The sequence below is a fragment of the Streptomyces sp. NPDC048415 genome, from assembly GCF_040651675.1.
GTDB lineage: Bacteria > Actinomycetota > Actinomycetes > Streptomycetales > Streptomycetaceae > Streptomyces.
Genome location: NZ_JBEZKJ010000125.1, coordinates 1 through 19,820 on the forward strand (window position 1 = coordinate 1; position 19,820 = coordinate 19,820).

Annotated in this window: 17 protein-coding genes and 1 pseudogene; 9 read left to right on the forward strand and 9 right to left on the reverse strand. The window is 66.7% G+C overall.

Going from position 1 to position 19,820, the window contains the following annotated elements:
• Positions 1-71: 71 nt before the first annotated feature.
• A complete protein-coding gene (locus AB0D27_RS40910; RefSeq protein ID WP_362519494.1) occupies positions 72-1,457 on the reverse strand; it encodes a serine hydrolase domain-containing protein in 1,386 nt (461 codons plus the stop codon).
• 299 nt (positions 1,458-1,756) lie between these two features.
• Here AB0D27_RS40910 and AB0D27_RS40915 point away from each other — a divergent pair, with 299 nt between their 5' ends.
• Complete coding sequence (locus AB0D27_RS40915; protein ID WP_362519497.1) at positions 1,757-2,320, forward strand: dihydrofolate reductase family protein; 564 nt, start codon at positions 1,757-1,759, stop codon at positions 2,318-2,320.
• Positions 2,321-2,344: 24 nt separating this feature from the next.
• On the opposite strand, the pseudogene AB0D27_RS40920 reads toward AB0D27_RS40915, so the two are convergent.
• A pseudogene (locus tag AB0D27_RS40920) lies at positions 2,345-2,641 on the reverse strand (TnsA-like heteromeric transposase endonuclease subunit); the annotation flags it as partial.
• 325 nt (positions 2,642-2,966) lie between these two features.
• Entirely contained in the window at positions 2,967-4,442 is a 1,476-nt protein-coding gene (gene dnaB / locus AB0D27_RS40925; RefSeq protein WP_362519500.1) for a replicative DNA helicase, read from the reverse strand.
• Between the two features lie 459 nt (positions 4,443-4,901).
• Here dnaB and AB0D27_RS40930 point away from each other — a divergent pair, with 459 nt between their 5' ends.
• Entirely contained in the window at positions 4,902-6,239 is a 1,338-nt protein-coding gene (locus tag AB0D27_RS40930) for an MATE family efflux transporter (RefSeq protein ID WP_362519501.1), read from the forward strand.
• Positions 6,240-6,369: 130 nt separating this feature from the next.
• Here AB0D27_RS40930 and rplI read toward each other — a convergent pair whose 3' ends face one another.
• The 4 genes from rplI to rpsF form a co-directional block, all read right to left on the reverse strand.
• Complete coding sequence (rplI, locus tag AB0D27_RS40935) at positions 6,370-6,816, reverse strand: 50S ribosomal protein L9 (protein ID WP_362519504.1); 447 nt, start codon at positions 6,814-6,816, stop codon at positions 6,370-6,372.
• Positions 6,817-6,834: 18 nt separating this feature from the next.
• On the reverse strand, positions 6,835-7,071 hold the full coding sequence (gene rpsR / locus AB0D27_RS40940; protein ID WP_003949403.1) for a 30S ribosomal protein S18: 237 nt from the start codon (positions 7,069-7,071) through the stop codon (positions 6,835-6,837).
• Positions 7,072-7,116: 45 nt separating this feature from the next.
• Positions 7,117-7,719 (reverse strand): single-stranded DNA-binding protein, encoded by a 603-nt coding sequence (locus AB0D27_RS40945; RefSeq protein ID WP_362519506.1) that lies wholly within the window; start codon positions 7,717-7,719, stop codon positions 7,117-7,119.
• A gap of 71 nt (positions 7,720-7,790) precedes the next feature.
• On the reverse strand, positions 7,791-8,081 hold the full coding sequence (gene rpsF / locus AB0D27_RS40950) for a 30S ribosomal protein S6 (RefSeq protein WP_004950685.1): 291 nt from the start codon (positions 8,079-8,081) through the stop codon (positions 7,791-7,793).
• Positions 8,082-8,391: 310 nt separating this feature from the next.
• Between rpsF and AB0D27_RS40955 the strand changes: the two genes are divergently transcribed.
• From AB0D27_RS40955 to AB0D27_RS40965, 3 genes are all read left to right on the forward strand, one after another.
• Positions 8,392-8,703: a hypothetical protein gene (locus AB0D27_RS40955; protein WP_362519509.1), complete on the forward strand. Its 312-nt coding sequence runs from the start codon at positions 8,392-8,394 to the stop codon at positions 8,701-8,703.
• Positions 8,704-8,866: 163 nt separating this feature from the next.
• Entirely contained in the window at positions 8,867-9,988 is a 1,122-nt protein-coding gene (femX, locus tag AB0D27_RS40960; protein ID WP_362519511.1) for a peptidoglycan bridge formation glycyltransferase FemX, read from the forward strand.
• A gap of 128 nt (positions 9,989-10,116) precedes the next feature.
• Positions 10,117-11,148 (forward strand): alanine racemase, encoded by a 1,032-nt coding sequence (locus tag AB0D27_RS40965; protein WP_362519514.1) that lies wholly within the window; start codon positions 10,117-10,119, stop codon positions 11,146-11,148.
• A 91-nt stretch (positions 11,149-11,239) separates the two neighbouring features.
• Here AB0D27_RS40965 and AB0D27_RS40970 read toward each other — a convergent pair whose 3' ends face one another.
• Together AB0D27_RS40970 and AB0D27_RS40975 are read right to left on the reverse strand one after the other, a co-directional pair.
• Positions 11,240-12,745, reverse strand: coding sequence for a glycosyltransferase 87 family protein (locus AB0D27_RS40970; protein ID WP_362519516.1), 1,506 nt, complete (start codon positions 12,743-12,745; stop codon positions 11,240-11,242).
• A gap of 118 nt (positions 12,746-12,863) precedes the next feature.
• Positions 12,864-15,557 (reverse strand): transglycosylase domain-containing protein, encoded by a 2,694-nt coding sequence (locus tag AB0D27_RS40975; protein ID WP_362519519.1) that lies wholly within the window; start codon positions 15,555-15,557, stop codon positions 12,864-12,866.
• Between the two features lie 374 nt (positions 15,558-15,931).
• On the opposite strand from AB0D27_RS40975, the gene AB0D27_RS40980 reads away from it, so the two are divergent.
• The 4 genes from AB0D27_RS40980 to AB0D27_RS40995 all read left to right on the forward strand — a co-directional run bounded on the left by AB0D27_RS40980 (position 15,932) and on the right by AB0D27_RS40995 (position 19,714).
• The gene (locus AB0D27_RS40980; protein WP_362519522.1) at positions 15,932-16,615 is read left to right on the forward strand and encodes a helix-turn-helix transcriptional regulator; all 684 of its coding nucleotides are present in this window, start codon (positions 15,932-15,934) and stop codon (positions 16,613-16,615) included.
• 45 nt (positions 16,616-16,660) lie between these two features.
• The gene (locus AB0D27_RS40985) at positions 16,661-17,743 is read left to right on the forward strand and encodes an inositol-3-phosphate synthase (protein WP_362519525.1); all 1,083 of its coding nucleotides are present in this window, start codon (positions 16,661-16,663) and stop codon (positions 17,741-17,743) included.
• Positions 17,744-17,820: 77 nt separating this feature from the next.
• Entirely contained in the window at positions 17,821-19,095 is a 1,275-nt protein-coding gene (locus AB0D27_RS40990; protein WP_362519528.1) for an MFS transporter, read from the forward strand.
• Between the two features lie 112 nt (positions 19,096-19,207).
• On the forward strand, positions 19,208-19,714 hold the full coding sequence (locus AB0D27_RS40995) for a hypothetical protein (protein ID WP_362519531.1): 507 nt from the start codon (positions 19,208-19,210) through the stop codon (positions 19,712-19,714).
• Positions 19,715-19,820 lie beyond the last annotated feature (106 nt).

A 19,820-nucleotide genomic window follows, 5' to 3' on the forward strand; every position in this document is an offset into this window, starting at 1 on the left:
GATCTGTTCGCCTAGGGAGCCGAGCGCGGTCCCATGGGTCACCCACGTGTAGATCTGGGCCAGGTGATCGCCTATCGAATCCCCCGCCAGCCCTCGGGGTCCACCCCACCGGGCACAGGAGCCCCCTCGTCATACGGCTGACGTGTGAAGACGAACGAACCGAGGTCGAGGTGGCTCACGGAGCCGTCCGGGCGCCGTACGGCCCGCAGCGGTTCCCCCGCGTAGTAGCCATTGAGTCCCGTCCAAGTCCCGTCAGCGTTCGCCCGGAAGCGGGCACGCCGACCGGCACCGGAGAGCGGCTCCAACGCGAGACCCGCGTCAGCCAGCAGCCTCAGTCCGAAGGCCTGCGTTCCCCAGTACCACTGCCCCACCAACTCCAGCAGTACCGCGTCGCCCTCGGGAATCGGACGCCACGGCTCGGGGATCCTCGGCTCGGCCTGCGCCACGATCCGCACGAGATCGGCAGCGACGCTGAACACGGGCGGGCCCGATGTGCAGTTGGACAACACCACCGCAGCCACATCGTCCTCCACACCGATCACCAGGCCGGCAAGAAAGCCCGGCAGCGAGCCGGAATGCCCGACCAGAGTCCGGCCGTCGCGGTGCACGATCTGCATGCCGAGACCGTAGGCCGAACCCGCGGCCAGTTCTTCCGTCTCGGGCGGTGCGGCAGGCGTACGCATCTCCCGTACGGATTCCGCGCTCAGCACCCGCTCGTCGCCCTGGACGAGGAAGACGGCAAAGCGCGCCAAGTCTGCGGTGGTCGACCATAGTTGTCCGGCCGGGGCCATCCGGCCGAGATCCTCCGCAGGCTCGGGCATCATCACGTCCGCCCAGGGGTGCACCGCCCAACCGCCCGCGTGCGGCGCCCGCGGCCGACCGCTCGTGCGGTGCAGACTCAGCGGTTCGAGCACCTCGCGCCGCAGCACCTCCTCCCATGGGGCACCCCGCAGCTCCTCGACCAGCGCGCCCAGCAGCGTGTAGCCGGGGTTCGAGTAGTGGTGCCGCCGTCCAACCGGGTGCCGGAAGGGCTGCTCGCCCAGCACATCGGCCAGCTCCGGGCGCAGCGAGCCCGACGTGCGCTCCCACCAAGGTGCGGGCGACTCGGCGGCCAACCCACCTGTGTGCGCGAGCAGTTCGGCGATCGTCACCTCTCCCGCACCGGTGCCGGACAGATACTTCTCCAGCGGGTCACCGAGGTCCAGCACACCCTCATCCCGCAGCCGCAGTACGAGTACAGCGGTGAAGGTCTTGGTGATGGAGCCGATCCGGTACTGGACGTTCTCGTCCGGCCCGTGCCCGTCCACCGAAGTCCGCGCCCCGGTCCATACCGTCTCTCCGCCCCGGGCAACCGCCGCGACCAGCGATGGTGCCCGCCCTTCGGTCTGTGCAACGGCGATACGGTGCAATAGCGCCCGACGCGTGGCGGGAAGCAGATCTTCCTGAGGTGTCGTCATGGCCCCAGTTCACCTGGCCCGGCACCACACGTCGAGTGGATTGCCCGAGACCGCGCCTGCGGAGCTGTAGGGTCTCGCCGCCGATGACATGTCGATCTTCTGTGACCTGCTGGTTCTCCGTTGTCTCACCGCGATGTCACCCAAGATCAGTCTCCGATGCCATTTCCTCGGCGGAACGATGAGTCTGCGGCTGAGCCACCGAGCACGAGGACTACATGCGAGCTCAGGTCGCGCACCGATGAGTTTCCCGCGCCGCGCCGGTCTGTACGCGTGAGACCGACTCACGGAAGGCTGGCGCCATGCGGAAACTGATCTACGGCATGAACCTGACCCTGGACGGCTACATCGCCGCGCCCGGCGACGACATCGGCTGGAGCGTGCCGAGCGACGAGCTGTTCCAGTTTTGGTCCGACCAGTTGCAGGCGACCGACCTGTCGCTGTACGGGCGCAAGCTGTGGCAGACGATGAGCTCCTACTGGCCGACCGGCGACCAGCAGCCCAACGCCACCCCGGCGGAGATCGAGTTCGCGCGCCGCTGGCGGGACATGTCGAAGGTGGTGTTCTCCTCGACGATCGACAAGGTCGACTGGAACACCCGCCTGGTCACCGGCGGCGCGGTCGCCGAGATCACCCGGCTCAAGGCCGAGGACGGCGGCCCGATGGACATCGGCGGCGCGACGCTCGCCGGGGCGGCCATGCGGGCCGGGCTGATTGACGAGTACGTGCTGGCCACCGCGCCGGTCCTGGTGGGCGGCGGCACGCCGTTCTTCTCCGCGCTGGACAGCTGGGTGAACCTGAACCTGGTGGAGACGCGGACGCTTCCCTGCGGCGTGATCCTGACCAGGTACGAGACGAGGCGCTGAGCGCCCGTCACGCGACTCGACCGCCTGCCGGGTCCACGCGAACGTGAACGCCACCACTGGGGTGGACAGTCTGCAGTGCGGCTTCACATCCACCACTACCGGACCCTGCTCAGTGGTCAAGATGTAATCCGGGATGTGCTTGCGGGCCTGCCCCTCCACAACGGCCTTCAGCAGGAAAGGCTGGGCCACAATGCCGCGTACGGACGGATCGAAGTCGGCAGAGAGCAACCGCGACAGTTCCAAGCGCGACTCGTAGATCACGTGGTCGCGCATCGTCGCTGACCAGTAGATACCCGAGTAGTGCTTCTGGCCCTTGTACCGACGGAACGTCCGCTACGGACAAGCCGACTGCAGAAGGTCGACAGGTGCCGTACCCCAGTCCCGGACCTCCACAAGAGCACCACGCTGCTGACGGATACTCACCGCCGCCGTGACAGTGTTCATCGCGTACCCCCGCCCCACGGGCAACGACCCGTACAGCCAAGGTGTCAGCCAGGCACTGACGGGCGGAGCGGGCCGGAACCCCGCCACCCTAAAGGGTGAGAACCCCGACCAGCGAGTCTCACGAAGATGGCATAAGTGCCGCCGATGTGCCATCGGAGATGAGACTGTGCCGCGAAATCTGAGACGCTACAGGAGCGAAGGATCAGGTCTGCGCCATGTCCACGAAGCGCGAATAGTGACCCTGGAACGCCACCGTGATGGTGGCCGTCGGGCCGTTTCGGTGCTTGCCGACGATGATGTCCGCCTCGCCCGCGCGCGGTGACTCCTTCTCGTATGCGTCCTCGCGGTGCAGCAGGATGACCATGTCCGCGTCCTGCTCAATCGATCCGGACTCACGCAGGTCGGACACCATGGGCTTCTTGTCCGTGCGCTGCTCGGGGCCACGGTTGAGCTGCGAAAGCGCGATCACTGGCAGCTCCAGCTCCTTGGCCAGCAGCTTCAGGTTTCGCGACATGTCGGAGACTTCCTGCTGGCGGCTCTCCGACCGCTTGCCGCCCGACTGCATCAGCTGCAGATAGTCGATGACGACGAGCTTCAGGTCGCTGCGCTGCTTGAGGCGACGGCACTTGGCGCGGATCTCCATCATCGACAGATTCGGGGAGTCGTCGATGTAGAGCGGGGCGGCCGAGACGTCCGGCATGCGGCGGGCGAGCCGGGTCCAGTCCTCGTCGGTCATCGTGCCGGACCGCATGTGGTGCAGGGCCACGCGTGCCTCGGCCGACAGCAGACGCATCGCGATCTCGTTGCGCCCCATTTCGAGCGAGAAGATCACGCTGGGCATGTTGTGCTTGATGGAGCACGCCCGCGCGAAGTCCAGGGCCAGCGTGGACTTACCCATGGCAGGACGGGCCGCGATGATGATCATCTGGCCCGGATGCAGACCGTTGGTCAACGAGTCGAGGTCGGTGAAGCCGGTCGGCACGCCGGTCATCTCCCCCGACCGTGAACCGATCGCTTCAATCTCGTCGAGCGCGCCTTCCATGATGTCGCCGAGCGGCAGATAGTCCTCGGTGGTGCGCTGCTCAGTGACCGCGTAGATCTCGGCCTGGGCGCTGTTGACGATCTCATCGACGTCACCGTCGGCCGCGTACCCCATCTGTGTGATGCGCGTACCCGCCTCGACCAGGCGGCGCAGAACCGCCCGCTCGTGCACGATCTCCGCGTAGTACTCGGCGTTCGCCGCGGTAGGGACCGTCTGCACAAGCGTGTGCAGATACGGGGCGCCGCCGACCTTGGTGATCTCACCTCGTTTGGTGAGCTCGGCCGCGACCGTGATGGGGTCGGCGGGTTCGCCCTTCGCGTACAGGTCGAGGATCGCCACGTAGATGGTCTCGTGCGCCGGCCGGTAGAAGTCGTGGCCCTTGAGGACCTCCACGACATCGGCGATGGCGTCCTTCGACAGGAGCATGCCGCCGAGGACGGACTGCTCGGCGTCCAGGTCCTGGGGCGGTACGCGCTCGAAGGACGAGCCACCACCCTCCCACGGACCGTTGTCCCGGTCACGGTCGTGCTGTTCGTCGCGGCTGCGACCACCGTCGCGGGCCCTTCGGGAAGAGGGCAGACGATCACTGGGACCGCTATCGGCCCAGGGGTCGTCCAAGGGCTCGGAAATACTCACCGAGCCACCTCCTCCCGTCCGCGGAGCGGACCTAGCCGTGCCTCTCATTTCTACGGCACGGCACTGACAACTGAGATGCCCAACTCCGGTTCTGGCACGTCGGTTTTGCGAGGTTTCCGAAGACGGAGGAGAGAACGGGCGCCGCCCCACGTTAGGCCTGCGGGCACCGTCAGCCAATCTGGTTATCCACAGGCCATGTGGACGACGGCCCCGATGCTGTGGAGAACCCCGCGAAACCTGTGCACGACCCGGTGGACAGCTCTGTGAACAAGCCCTCAGCCCATCCGAGGAAGCTGCTCTGACCTGCGGCTTTCCCATCCACCGGCTGTGCAGAAGAAAAACTTTCCCGGTCGGACCAAGTTCTCCGCAAACGGTGCCCGGCGGCACGCCCCATCTCACGACAAGTAAGGGTCCTAATGGCATTGCATCTCTTACCTGTGGAAGATTAGATTGGTGGTCATGACACAGGCTCCCGCGGCACCCAAGTCCGCCCGGCGTCGGCACGACCGAGAGATCGTCGCGCTGGCCGTTCCGGCCTTCGGCGCACTCGTGGCCGAGCCGCTGTTCGTGATGGCCGACAGCGCCATCGTCGGCCATCTCGGCACCGCGCAACTCGCCGGTCTCGGCGTCGCCTCGGCCCTTCTCATGACAGCCGTCGGCGTCTTCGTCTTTCTCGCTTACGCCACCACGGCCGCCGTAGCTCGGCGAGTCGGCGCGGGCGATCTACGAGCCGCGATCCGCCAGGGCATGGACGGCATCTGGCTCGCGCTGCTGATCGGAGCGGCCGTCATAGCCGTCGTCCTTCCCACAGCACCCGCCCTCATGGAGTTGTTCGGCGCATCCGAGACGGCCGCCCCGTACGCGACCACGTATCTGCGGATCTCTGCGCTCGGCATCCCCGCCATGCTCGTCGTGCTGGCCGCCACCGGTGTCCTGCGGGGACTCCAGGACACGAGGACCCCGCTGTACGTCGCCGTCGCGGGCTTCGTCGCCAACGCCGCTCTCAACGTGGGCCTCGTCTATGGCGCCGACCTGGGCATCGCGGGCTCCGCCTGGGGCACCGTCATCGCCCAGTGCGGGATGGCCGCCGTCTATCTGTACGTCGTCATCCGCGGAGCCCGAAAGCACAGTGCCTCGCTGCGACCGGAAGCCTCAGGGATACGGGCCTGCGCCCAGGCCGGCGCGCCCCTGCTCGTGCGCACGCTGTCGCTGCGGGCGATCCTCTTGATCGCCACAGCGGTCGCCGCCCGCCTGGGGGACGCCGACATGGCGGCGCACCAGATCATCCTGTCGCTGTGGAGTCTGCTTGCCTTCGCACTCGACGCGATCGCCATCGCGGGGCAGGCCATCATCGGACGCTATCTCGGCTCGGACGACGCTGAGGGTGCCCGCGATGCCTGCCGCCGCATGGTGCAGTGGGGTCTCGCCACCGGGGTGGTACTCGGCCTGCTGGTCATCGTCGCCCGTCCGCTCTTCCTTCCCCTCTTCAGCAGCGATTCGGTCGTACAAGACGCCGCGCTGCCCGCGTTGCTGATGGTGGCCCTCTCGCAGCCGATCTGCGGCATCGTCTTCGTCCTGGACGGCGTCCTGATGGGCGCGGGGGACGGGCCCTACCTGGCGGGGGCGATGCTGATCACCCTGGCGGTCTTCGCTCCCGTGGCACTGCTCGTTCCCGCACTGGGCGGTGGGCTCACCGCGCTCTGGGGAGCCATGACGCTGATGATGACGATCAGGATGCTGACCCTGTGGCTGCGTTCTCGGTCAGGGCGTTGGATCGTCACGGGCGCCACGCGCTAACCGAAGGCGTTCACCGTTTCACGTGAAACCGTGAAACGCCCTTCACCTGAAACCTCCGTTTCACGTGAAACGCAGAAGGGCCGCACCCCGAGGGATGCGGCCCTTCTCTCAGCTATGCCGAGCGCTGCACTCAGGCAGCGACAACCTCGATGTTGACCTTGGCGGCAACCTCGGGGTGCAGACGCACGGACGTCTCGTGGGCGCCCAGGGTCTTGATGGGCGCGCCCAGCTCGATGCGGCGCTTGTCGACCTCGGGGCCACCGGAAGCCTTGATCGCCGAGGCGATGTCGGCCGGGGTGACGGAACCGAAGAGACGACCGGCGTCGCCGGAGCGAACGGCCAGACGGACCTTCACGCCCTCGAGGCGGGCCTTGATGTCGTTGGCCTGCTCGATGGTCGCGATCTCGTGGATCTTGCGAGCACGACGGATCTGCTCGACGTCCTTCTCGCCGCCCTTGGTCCAGCGGATCGCAAAGTTCCGCGGGATCAGGTAGTTGCGAGCGTAACCGTCCTTGACGTCGACGACGTCGCCCGCGGCACCGAGGCCGGAGACCTCATGGGTGAGGATGATCTTCATGTGTCGGTCACCCTTCCCTTATCGCGCGGTGGAGGTGTAGGGCAGCAGCGCCATCTCACGGCTGTTCTTCACGGCCGTGGCGACGTCACGCTGGTGCTGCGTGCAGTTGCCGGTCACGCGGCGGGCACGGATCTTGCCGCGGTCGGAAATGAACTTCCGCAGCATGTTCGTGTCCTTGTAGTCCACGTACGTGACCTTGTCCTTGCAAAAAGCGCAGACCTTCTTCTTAGGCTTGCGCACAGGCGGCTTCGCCATGGTGTTTCTCCTGTGTGATCAAGAAGTTGGGGTACGAACCCGTCCCTAGAAGGGAGGCTCGTCCGAGTAGCCGCCGCCGGAGCCACCGGCTCCGCTGGAGCCGCCGGAGCTTCCGCCCCAGCCGCCGCCACCGCCCTGGTTGCCACCGGCAGGAGCGCCGGTCGCCCAGGGGTCGTCAGCCGGAGCGCCGCCGCCCTGCTGCTGGCCGCCGCCGGAGCTTCCGCCCCAGCCGCCGCCCTGCTGGCCGCCGCCACCGCCGCCGTAACCGCCCTGGCCGCCTCGGCCCGTGGTCTTGGTGACCTTGGCCGTGGCGTTCTTCAGGCTGGCGCCGACTTCCTCGACGTCCAGCTCGTAGACCGTGCGCTTGACGCCCTCACGGTCCTCGTAGGACCGCTGCTTCAACCGGCCCTGCACGATGACGCGCATGCCTCGCTGGAGCGATTCGGCGACGTTCTCCGCCGCCTGACGCCAGACCGAGCAGGTCAGGAACAGGCTCTCGCCGTCCTTCCACTCATTGGTCTGACGGTCGAAGGTGCGGGGAGTGGACGCGACGCGGAACTTCGCGACCGCCGCACCGGAAGGGGTGAAGCGCAGCTCGGGGTCGTCGACAAGATTGCCGACGACCGTGATGACGGTCTCGCCTGCCATGGGGGAACCTCTCGGCGGGTTTGCTGCTGGCTGCTTGCTACTCGATGCCCGAGATCAGCTGAGCGGGAAGCTCAGTGGGTCTCGGGACGGAGGACCTTGGTCCGGAGGACCGACTCGTTCAGGTTCATCTGGCGGTCGAGCTCCTTGACGACCGCAGGCTCGGCCTGCAGGTCGATGACCGAGTAGATGCCCTCGGGCTTCTTCTTGATCTCGTACGCGAGACGACGACGGCCCCAGGTGTCGACCTTCTCAACCTTTCCGTTGCCCTCACGGACGACGGAGAGGAAGTTCTCGATCAGCGGGGAGACAGCGCGCTCCTCGAGATCGGGGTCGAGGATGACCATCACCTCGTAATGACGCATGTGGAACCCACCTCCTTTGGACTCAGCGGCCACGGTCGTTCCGTGGCAGGAGGGTTGTGATGCGTACGCAACGGTATCGGCCGCCACTGACAATCGGGTTTCCCGGTCGGTGAACCGAGCGGATTCCTGTCGTCATCAGGGCTGTGACCTGGGTTTCGACCCGGCCGCAACCTGGGCAGACACCGGTGCAGAGACTACAGACTACCCGCACAGCGGCTTCCGGTTGAAATCCGACCGTGATGGCCGTCAATCTGTACGCATCGGGTGTGTACGGCGCTGACGATGCGCCGCCTTCCGCAGGAGGTGCCTCATGGCACAGGTATTGCGACCCAACACCACCGGCTCCCTCTTCGCCACGGATGGCAAGGCCCATCCGCTCCAGGACACCTTGCTTGCGGTGACACTGGTGCTCGGGATCATGGCCTTCGTCACGGCGATGTTCCACAGCCTGCATCTGCTCAGTTCCTGGGCCGGCCTGCTGGGAATCATCGCCGGCGCCTACGGGCAGTTCATCTCCGTGACGACGCGTGAGCGCTTCGGACTGATTCTGGGGCTCGGTGCCTCGGCCGTCGGCTTCTTCCTCGGGATGGCCCACGGGGGCCTTTTCGGCGGCGTGTTCTGACTCGAACGCCCGTTTTCCTCTGACCCCGGAACTCTTCGCCATCCGTCTCCGGGGCCCAGGTTCCATACGGCCAGCCGGGGCGCTCGCGGGGCGCAGTAGGCTTCGGCGCGAGAGCCGGAGCCCCTGTACCCATGGGGACACACCAGCCCGAGGAGCGCCCCGAATGAGCCTGACCCTGAGGACCATCAGTCGAGAGCAGCATCTGGCGTACATCCAGAGCCTGCCCGCGGCGAGCCACATGCAGGTCCCGGCCTGGGCAAATGTGAAGGCGGAGTGGCGCTCCGAGAACCTCGGGTGGTTCGACGACAGGACGGGCGAGATGGTCGGCGCGGGCCTGGTGCTGTACCGCCAGCTGCCCAAGATCAAGCGCTATCTCGCCTATCTGCCCGAGGGCCCGGTCATCAACTGGTTCGCGCCTAACCTCGACGACTGGCTGCAGCCGATGCTCGCGCACCTCAAGCAGCAGGGCGCCTTCTCCGTGAAGATGGGTCCGCCTGTGATCATCCGGCGCTGGGAGGCCGCTTCCATCAAGGGCGGAATCCAGAACCCGGACGTGAAGCGCCTGCGCGACATCGAGGCGGACTTCATCGAGCCGCGCGCCTTCGAGGTCGCCGACAAGCTGCGCCGTATGGGCTGGCAGCAGGGCGAGGACGGCGGCGCCGGCTTCGGTGACGTCCAGCCGCGCTACGTCTTCCAGGTGCCGCTCGCCAACCGCTCCCTCGAAGAGGTCCACAAGAACTTCAACCAGCTGTGGCGCCGCAACATCAAGAAGGCCGAGAAGGCGGGCGTCGAAGTCGTCCAGGGCGGATACCAGGATCTGGAGGAGTGGCAGCGGCTGTACGAGATCACGGCCGTGCGCGACCACTTCCGGCCCCGCCCGCTGTCGTACTTCGAGCGCATGTGGACGGCCCTCAACACCGAGGACCCCAACCGCATGCGGCTGTACTTCGCACGCCACAACGGCGTGAACCTCTCAGCGGCGACGATGCTGGTCGTCGGCGGGCACGTCTGGTACTCGTACGGCGCCTCGGACAACATCGGCCGCGAGGTCCGGCCCTCGAACGCGATGCAGTGGCGGATGCTCCGCGACGCGTATGCCCTGGGGGCGACGGTCTATGACCTGCGCGGCATCTCCGACTCTCTGGACGAGACCGACCACCTCTTCGGGCTGATCCAGTTCAAGGTGGGCACGGGCGGACAGGCCGCCGAGTACCTCGGAGAGTGGGACTTCCCGCTCAACAAACTGCTCCACAAGGCGCTGGACATCTACATGTCGCGCCGCTGAGCCGGCCCGAACCGCATGCCGAGGCGCTGGTCCGGCCCGGTATCGCCCCGTCGGTCCGGCGGATCCGCCACAATTCCCTTTCATATCTCTGATACACCGCAGCCACGAGAAAGGTTCCGGGACCGGCCATGGCGCTCACGCTCTACGTCGACACCGCGCGCTGGCGGGCACACCACAAGCACGTGCAGGAGCAGTTCCCGGGGCTCGTCCCCGTCTGCAAGGGCAACGGCTACGGCTTCGGCCACGAACGGCTCGCGGACGAGGCCACCCGCCTCGGCTCCGACGTCCTCGCCGTCGGCACCACGTACGAAGCCGCCCGGATCAAGGACTGGTTCGGCGGCGATCTGCTGGTCCTGACGCCGTTCAGGCGGGGCGAGGAGCCCGTACCACTGCCCGACCGTGTCATCCGCTCCGTATCGTCCATCGACGGCGTGTACGGCCTCGTGGGGGCCCGCGTCGTCATCGAGGTCATGTCCTCGATGAAACGGCACGGCGTGAGCGAGCAGGATCTGCCGCACCTGCACTCCGCCATAGAGAACGTCCGGCTGGAGGGTTTCGCGATCCACCTGCCATTGGACCGCACCGACGGCTCGGACGCCGTCGAGGAGGTCATCGGCTGGATGGACCGCCTGCGCGCGGCCCGCCTGCCGCTGCACACGATGTTCGTCAGCCACCTCAAGGCCGAGGAACTCGCGCGGCTGCAGCAGCAGTTCCCGCAGACCCAGTTCCGCGCCCGCATCGGCACGCGGCTGTGGCTGGGGGATCACGACGCGACCGAATACCGCGGGGCCGTCCTGGACGTCACGCGCGTCTCCAAGGGCGACCGCTTCGGCTACCGGCAGCAGAAGACGGCCTCCGACGGCTGGCTCGTCGTCGTGGCGGGCGGTACGTCGCACGGCGTGGGCCTGGAGGCCCCGAAGGCGCTGCACGGCGTCATGCCGCGCGCCAAGGGCGTCGCCCGCGCCGGCCTCGCGACGGTCAACCGGAACCTTTCTCCGTTCGTCTGGGCGGGCAAACAGCGCTGGTTCGCGGAGCCCCCACACATGCAGGTCTCCATCCTCTTCGTGCCCTCGGACGCCACTGAGCCGAAGGTGGGCGAGGAACTGGTGGCCCATCTGCGGCATACCACGACGCAGTTCGACCGCATCGTCGAACGCTGACTCCGAGCCTCGAACCACTCGCACACAGCAGAAGGGCCGTACACGGACACCGTGTACGGCCTTTTGCGTGGCTCCCCTACACCCCGTTCGCTCAGGGCGAACTGTCCCCGGCAGTCGCGCCCCCGCTGCCCCACTCGACTTGCGGCCCGTCGAAATGTGCCGCGTGTCGCGGCGGATGAGCCGCGGCGCCGAGGACGAAGACGTCCTCCGCACCATCCAGCGGACCGCCTGACGGGTCGTCGTCACCAGCTCGGCGCACCATGTCGCGATCTGGCATGAAGATGTCGCGTACGACCACGGCACACAGATACAGCGTCCCCAACAGGTGGAGGGCGATGGCCAGCTGGTAGCCGTCGGTCGGCAGACCCTTGTGGGCCTCCCCGCTCGTCGTGTAGGCGAGGTACATCCAGATCCCCAGGAAGTACGCGACCTCGCACGCCTGCCAGATCAGGAAGTCCCGCCAGCGCGGCCGGGCCAGCGCGGCGAGGGGGACCAGCCACAGCACGTACTGGGGGGAGTAAACCTTGTTGGTGAGGATGAAGGCCGCGATGATCAGGAAGACGAGCTGGGCGAAGCGAGGGCGGCGCGGAGCGGTGAGCGTGATCGCGGCCAGGCCCACACAAATGAGCAGCATCATGATCAGCGCCCATGTGTTCGCCGAGTCGGACGTGATCGTGATCTTCAGCCACTGTGAGACGAAGAGGAAGACCGACCCGAAGTCGACTCCCCGGTCGTGACTGAAGCTGTAGAACTTCGCCCACCCTTCCGGTGCGAAATACATGACCGGAAGGTTCACGGCGAGCCAGGCGCCGACGGCGCCGAGCAGCGCCGTTCCGAACTCGCGCCACCTGCCGGCCCGCCAGCACAGCAGGAAGAGCGGTCCGAGCACCAGGAAGGGGTAGAACTTGGCGGCCGTGGCGAGCCCGATCAGCACCCCGAACGCCAGAGCACGGCCCCGTGACCACATGAGCATCGCGGCGGCCAGCAGGGCCACGGCGAGGAGATCCCAGTTGATGGTGGCCGTCAGCGCGAAGGCGGGCGCGAGAGCGACCAGGAGGCCGTCCCAGGGGCGGCGACGGTGGGTGCGCGCGGTGCAGACGGCGATGACCGCCGCGCACGCCATCAGCATCCCCGCGTTGACCATCCAGTAGATCTGCTCCTGGTCCTGGATGCTCCCGCTGCCCGGAGTGAGCCAGGCCGCGACCTCCATGAACACGCCGGTCAGCACCGGGTACTCGAGGTAGTCCATGTCGCCGGGGATCTTGTCGAAGTACGGCACGAGACCGTCGGCGAAGCCGCGCCCCTGGTACAGGTGCGGGATGTCCGAGTAGCACGCGTGGGTGTACTGCGAACTGGCACCGAAGAACCAGCCCCCGTCGTAGCACGGCAGCTTCTGCACCATGCCAAGGGCGAACATGCCGATCGCGATGAGCGCGACCACCCGCACCGGAGTCCACCAGGACGTCCCGAGCAGGACCCGTCGGCCGATGGGGCCACCGATCAGCTCACTGCCGCTCGCCGCGACCTCGTCCTCCCTGGTCGGCCGTACCAGCTCCGGCTCGTGCGCGCTCGCTCGCGTCGTCTCTGCACTGGGCATGCCGCACATCCTGCCGTACGCGTCTAGGAATATGCCGAGGGCCGCCACACCTGGTCGGTGCAGCGGCCCTTGTTTCACGTGAAACGGTGTGTTTCACGTGAAACACGCACGGAGACGGCTATCCGTTCGGTCCTCCGAAGATTCCGCCGTTGCCGTTGGCGTTGCCTCTTGTGCTCCCGCTGGTCGTGGTCTCCGTCGGTGTTGCGGACACTCCTCCGTCCGTGCCACCGGTATCGGTACCGCCAGTGCCCGTGCCACCGGTGTCGCTGCAGTTCCACCCGAAGTTTCCACAGGTCTCGCTCGTCGAGGGCGAGGGAGACGTGACGCTCTCACTGGGCGAAGGAGTCGGCGTCGGGCTCTCCGTCGCGCTTTCGGTGGCCGAGGGGGTCACGGTCGGGCTCGGAGTGTCGTTGAGCACCTTGCCGATGTCCTCGGGCGTCGGGAAGTCCACCGCCTTTTTGCCCTTGAGTGCCTGCTCCATGTAGTCGCGCCAGATCTGGGACGGGAACGAGGCACCGTGAATGGTCTTCTCGCCGCCCGTGCCGTACATCTGCAGGAACTCACGTCCCTTGTTGCTCTCGTTGTCGTCCATGCGGTACATGCCGATCGCGGTCGACAGCTGCGGGGTGTAGCCGACGAACCAGGCGGACTTATTGCCGTCGGTGGTACCGGTCTTGCCGGCCACCTCGCGGCCGGTCAGCTGGGCGTTGGTACCGGTTCCCTTCTCGACCACGGTCTTCAGGACGTCGGTGACGTTGTCGGCGACCTGCTCAGTGAAGGCCTGCTTGGTCTTCGCGACGTCTTGGTGCAGGAACTTCGTGCCGTCCTTGTCGGTGATCTTCTCGACCGAGTAGGGCTCGCGCTGCTTGCCGCTGGCCGCGAACGTTGCGTATGCGCCCGCCATGCGGATCGCGCTCGGGGAGGACGTGCCCAGGGAGAAGGACGGATAGTTGGCACTGGCCAGACTCGACTTCAGAATGCCCGCGTCCAGGACGGACTCCTTGACCTTGTCCAGGCCGACATCCATGCCCAACTGAACATATGCGGAGTTGACGGACTCGCGCATCGCCTCGCGGAGATCAATCTTGTAGCTGGGTGGGTTGTAGGACTGCCCACCGTCGTTCTTCTGAAGCCACTCGTTACCGTTCTTGTCCTTCCAGACGGTGTGGTCGTAGTCCTGGATCTTCAGCTTGTTCTTGCCGCTGTACAGGCTCTTCGGGGAGACGATGGTGCGTTCGTCCTGCGCCTGGACGGGGTCACCGTTGGGATTCCGGGCACCCCACGACATGGCGGCCGCAAGCACGAAGGGCTTGAACGTCGAACCCACCTGGGCACCGGTCTGGTCGGCGTTGTTGGTGAAGTGCTTGGTCGCGTCCTCACCGCCGTATATGGCCTGGATCGCACCGGTGTCCGGGTCGACGGAGGCCCCGCCGAACTGGACGTATTTGTCCGTCTTCGGACGCAATTTGGGCTTGATGTTCGCCTTGCGAACCTTATCCACGGCCTTCGTGAGCGCATCAACCTTCGTCTTGTCGAAGGTCGTGTGGATCGAGTAGCCGCCCTGCTGAAGCTGGTTGGCGGTGATCTTGGTGTTGTTGATGATGTAGCCCTTGGCGAGGTCGACGAGATAGCCGACCTGGCCGCTGAGCCGGGTGTTCGACCGCGGGTTCTGCCACTTGGGGAGATCTTTGTACGTGTTCCGCACCGCGGCGCTCAGGTGGCCGTACTGGACCTCCTTGTTCAAGGTGTCCGCCCACTGGGCCTTGGCCCGCTTCCTGTTGGCGTCGGGTGTGGCGGCCGGGTCGAACGTCGTCGCACCCGCGGGGTCGTAGTACGTGGCGCCCTTGAGCATCGCCGCCAGGAAGGCGCACTCACTGGGGTCCAGCTTCACGGCGTCCTTGTTGAAGTAAGCGCGCGCGGCCGCCTGGATTCCATAGGCCCCGCGACCGTAGTACGCGGAGTTCAGGTAGCCGGCCATGATGTCTTCCTTCTTGACCGTGGCGCCGACCTTTATCGCTACGAAGATCTCCTTGAACTTTCTGGAGATCGTCTGCGACTGGTCGTCCAGCATCGCGTTCTTCACGTATTGCTGGGTGATGGTCGAGCCGCCCTGTGTCTGGCCGCCTTTGGCCATGTTGAGGAAGGCGCGGGCGATGCCCTTCGGGTCGATGCCGCTGTCGGTCTCGAAGGTCTTGTTCTCCTGCGAGATGACGGCGTACCGCATCGCCTCGGGGATCTGCGAGTAGTTGATGATCTGGCGGTTCGTCTCACCGCCGGTGGCGACCATCTCGCTGCCGTCGGCCCAGTAGTAGACGTTGTTCTGCGCCCTGGCGGTGTCGGCGACCTTCGGGACGGACACCATCGCGTACGCGATGCCCGCCACCGCGACCAGGCTGCCGCAGAAGCCGATGAACAGTCCCGTCACGAGCTTCCAGGACGGGACCCAGCGCCCGACGCCGTACTTGCCCGCGCGCGGGTAGTCGATGATGCGCTTCTTGGCAGGCCCCGGGGCACGGCCTCGGCCGCGTGCCGGCCCGTTGGGACCGCCGGGTCCGCGGCGGCCGCCGGGAGCCGTGGCGTCGGCCGCTCTGCGTCGGCCTCCGCCGCTACCTCTCTGTGCCGCCCGTCGGGCCTCGGCACGGCCACCGTACGGGCGCTCTTCTTCACCCCCCGACCCGTAGGAGTCGGAAGGAGACCCGGTGGCGCCTCGCGGTGCCGCGCGGCGACCGGAGGACGACCCGGACTGGCCGCGTCGGGCCGCGGCACGTCCGCCTTCCTGCGGCTGCGGCAGTTTGCGACGGTGCTCGCTCATCGAACGATTACTCCTCGGGCAGGCGCACCCGTGCGCGCCTGGAAACGGCGGCTGGTTTCCGGTCCCCCCGAAGTACGGATGTGGTCGTTTGCGCATTCACCCGTACTGCACCGAAGACGAGGACGTCCTCAGACGTCACTCGGTTCCCGGTGGTGTGCATGCCGCACAGACTACGCACCCTCAAAACCTACCTAGGGCCGAAGTTCACCCCAAATCAGGCAACTTGCTTCGTATGAATCGGTGATGTGACGCCGTTCACCGTGACCCCACTTGTCGCATCCGCATGACCGTTCTATCGTGCTGATGTATCGAGTCGATACATCAGCACGGCATAAAGGCCGTGCCGACGAGGCAGCGACAGGGAGGAGGCGACGATGAGCCGGCGTTCCGGGATCCTCGAGTTCGCCGTACTCGGCCTGCTCCGCGAGTCCCCGATGCACGGCTATGAGCTGCGCAAACGACTCAATACATCACTGGGGGTGTTCCGTGCTTTCAGCTACGGGACGCTCTACCCCTGCCTCAAGACGCTGGTCGCCAACGGCTGGTTGATCGAGGAATCGGGGTCCACGCCCGAGGACGCCCTCGCAGCGACACTCACAGGGCGTCGCGCCAAAATCGTCTACCGGTTGACGGCGGAAGGCAAAGAGCACTTCGAGGAGCTGCTCTCGCAGACGGGCCCCGACGCGTACGAGGACGAGCACTTCGCCGCTCGCTTCGCCTTCTTCGGGCAGACCTCACGCGACGTACGCATGCGCGTACTGGAGGGCCGCCGCAGCCGGCTCGAGGAGCGCCTGGAGAAGATGCGCGCCTCTCTGGCGCGCACCCGGGAGCGCCTCGACGACTACACGCTTGAGCTCCAGCGCCACGGAATGGAGTCCGTGGAGCGCGAAGTGCGCTGGCTGAACGAGCTCATCGAGAGCGAGCGGACGGGACGGGACGTCAAGCGTCCCGCCTCCGAAGGCTCCGCTCAGCAGGACAACACATCTGGAGAGACGGGCGGCCTGCCCCGGCACCGGGACAGCACCCGGCCGGATCCGTCCGACGACACCACCAGGTGAGACCCGTTCGGGGTTTTCACCGAGTACTTACAGGGAGCAATCGGAATGGGTTCGGTTCGCGTAGCCATTGTCGGCGTGGGCAACTGCGCCGCCTCGCTGGTGCAGGGCGTCGAGTACTACAAGGACGCCGACCCGGCGTCCAAGGTGCCCGGCCTGATGCACGTCCAGTTCGGCGAGTACCACGTCGGTGACGTCGAGTTCGTCGCCGCCTTCGACGTCGACGCGAAGAAGGTCGGCCTCGACCTCTCCGACGCCATCGGTGCCAGCGAGAACAACACCATCAAGATCTGCGACGTGCCGAACAAGGGCATCACGGTCCAGCGCGGCCACACCCTGGACGGTCTCGGCAAGTACTACCGCATGACCATCGAGGAGTCCGCCGAGGCCCCGGTCGACATCGTCCAGATCCTCAAGGACAAGCAGGTCGACGTCCTCGTCTGCTACCTGCCCGTCGGTTCCGAGGACGCGGCGAAGTTCTACGCCCAGTGCGCCATCGACGCCAAGGTCGCCTTCGTCAACGCCCTCCCGGTCTTTATTGCCGGCACCAAGGAGTGGGCGGACAAGTTCACCGAGGCCGGCGTCCCGATCGTCGGCGACGACATCAAGTCGCAGGTCGGCGCCACCATCACGCACCGTGTGATGGCGAAGCTGTTCGAGGACCGCGGTGTCCGTCTCGAGCGCACCATGCAGCTCAACGTCGGCGGCAACATGGACTTCAAGAACATGCTGGAGCGCGACCGCCTCGAGTCCAAGAAGATCTCGAAGACGCAGGCCGTCACCTCGCAGATCCCCGACCGCGACATGGGCGAGAAGAACGTCCACATCGGCCCGTCGGACTACGTGGCCTGGCTGGACGACCGCAAGTGGGCGTACGTCCGCCTCGAGGGCCGTGCCTTCGGTGACGTCCCGCTGAACCTGGAGTACAAGCTCGAGGTCTGGGACTCCCCGAACTCCGCCGGTGTCATCATCGACGCCCTGCGCGCCGCGAAGATCGCCAAGGACCGCGGCATCGGCGGCCCGATCCTCTCCGCGTCGAGCTACTTCATGAAGTCCCCGCCGGTCCAGTACTTCGACGACGAGGCCTACGACAACGTCGAGAAGTTCATCAAGGGCGAGGTCGAGCGCTAAGGCCCGCCTCTGGTTGGTCATTGAAGGTCCCCGGGCATTCTGCCCGGGGGCCTTCCCCGTATGTGAGGCTGTGCCCCATGGCTGTCGTGCGTGACCTGCGCGTACTCCTGTGTTTCCCGGGCTTCCGACGTCTGCTCGGCGTACGGCTGCTGTCCCAGGGCGCCGACGGCGTGTACCAGGTAGCGCTCGCCACCTACGTCGTCTTCTCACCGGAAAAGCAGACCTCGGCGGCGTCGATCGCCTCCGCAATGGCGGTGCTGCTGCTCCCGTATTCCCTCATCGGGCCTTTCGCGGGCGTACTGCTGGACCGCTGGCGGCGCCGCCAGATCTTCCTGTACGGCAACCTGCTGCGGTCGGCACTGGCCTGTGTGACCGCCGTCCTGATGCTCAGCCATGTCCCCGACTGGCTCTTCTACGTGTCCGCGCTGTGCGTCACCGCGGTCAACCGCTTCGTGCTGGCCGGCCTTTCGGCCGCGCTGCCCCGCGTCGTCGACTCCCACCGGTTGGTGATGGCCAACTCCTTGTCCCCGACCGCCGGAACTCTCGCCGCGACCGTGGGCGGAGGTCTCGCTTTCGTCGTACGGCTGGTCGTCTCGGACTCCGACGCGGCAGTCGCCCTCGTCGGGGCGGCCTTGTATCTGTGCGCCGCGGTCGCGTCGCTGCGCATCGCCCCTGAATTGCTCGGACCCGACCTTGAGTTGGTTCAGCTTCGCCTGGCCAAGGCGCTCGTGGGCACCGCGCGCGGCCTTGCGGCGGGCGTGCGCCATCTGGCAGAGCCCGCTCGGCGGGAGGCTGTCTGGGCGCTCTTGGCGATGACACTGATGCGTTTCTGCTACGGCGCCCTGACCGTCATGGTGCTGATGCTCTGCCGGTACGCCTGGGCGCCCGCCTCCGCGTCCGGCTCGAACACCGGACTCGCGCTGCTGGGACTCGCGGTGGGCATCTCCGGGGCGGGCTTCTTCGCCGCGGCCGTGGTGACTCCCTGGGCTGCGGGGCGTCTGGGCACCGGCGGCTGGATCGTCGCGTGCGCGGGCGCCGCCGCGATCCTGGAGCCCGCGCTCGGCCTCCCGTTCGCCGCCGCGCCGATGCTGGTCGCCGCGTTCGTCCTGGGCCTGACCACACAGGGCGCGAAGATCGCCACGGACACGATCGTGCAGTCCTCGGTCGACGACGGCTTCCGCGGCCGGATCTTCTCCCTCTACGACGTCCTGTTCAACGTCGCCTTCGTCGGCGCGGCCGCAGTAGCCGCTCTCCTACTGCCTTCTGACGGACGCTCGATTTCCCTGGTCGTCACGGTGGCGGCTCTCTACGCGGCAATTGCTGCATCTATGGCCCGCTTTGAACTGCAGTAAGTGTCACATCAGTGCCACAGAGCCCCTCCGGGCTACTAGGTTGTCACAGGGTCCCGATAACTTACGTGCGTCTTATTCGCGTCACGCGCCTACGTTCTAGGGGGACCCCCAAGTGACCACTCCGCCGCCCCAGGGCCAGAACCCGTTCGCCCAGGGCCAGCAGCCCTACGGCCAGCCGCCCCAGGGTCAGGCCCCGTACGGCCAGCAGCCGCCGCAGGGTTACCCGCAGCAGCCCGGCCATCCCCAGCAGCCCGGCTTCCCGCAGCAGGCGACCGCCCCGTACGCCCCGGTCCCGCCGCAGCGGCCGAAGCGCGGCATCAAGCAGTATCTGCGCATCGGGATCGTCGTCGTCGGCCTCATAGCCGCCGGCGTCGGCTACCTCGCGAGTCGTCACGACCCCGACACCGCCAAGGTCGGCGACTGCATGAGCATCAGCGACCCGAACAACGCCGCCCACCCTGGGCTCAAGGTCGTGGACTGCAGCAACTCCACGGCCAAGTACAAGGTGGCGCAGAAGAAGACCGACAACTCCGGCTGCGACCGTACCAAGTACGCCGAATACACCCAGACCGGCAGCACCGACTTCACCCTCTGCCTGACGCCATACTCCGCCAAGTAGGAGATTCAGCCAAGGGGCGGTGTTTCACGTGAAACACCGCCCCTTCGCGCTGCCGCGGGGGGGGTTTGGCAGGTGGAAAAAAAAACCCCGCCCCGGGGCCCACACA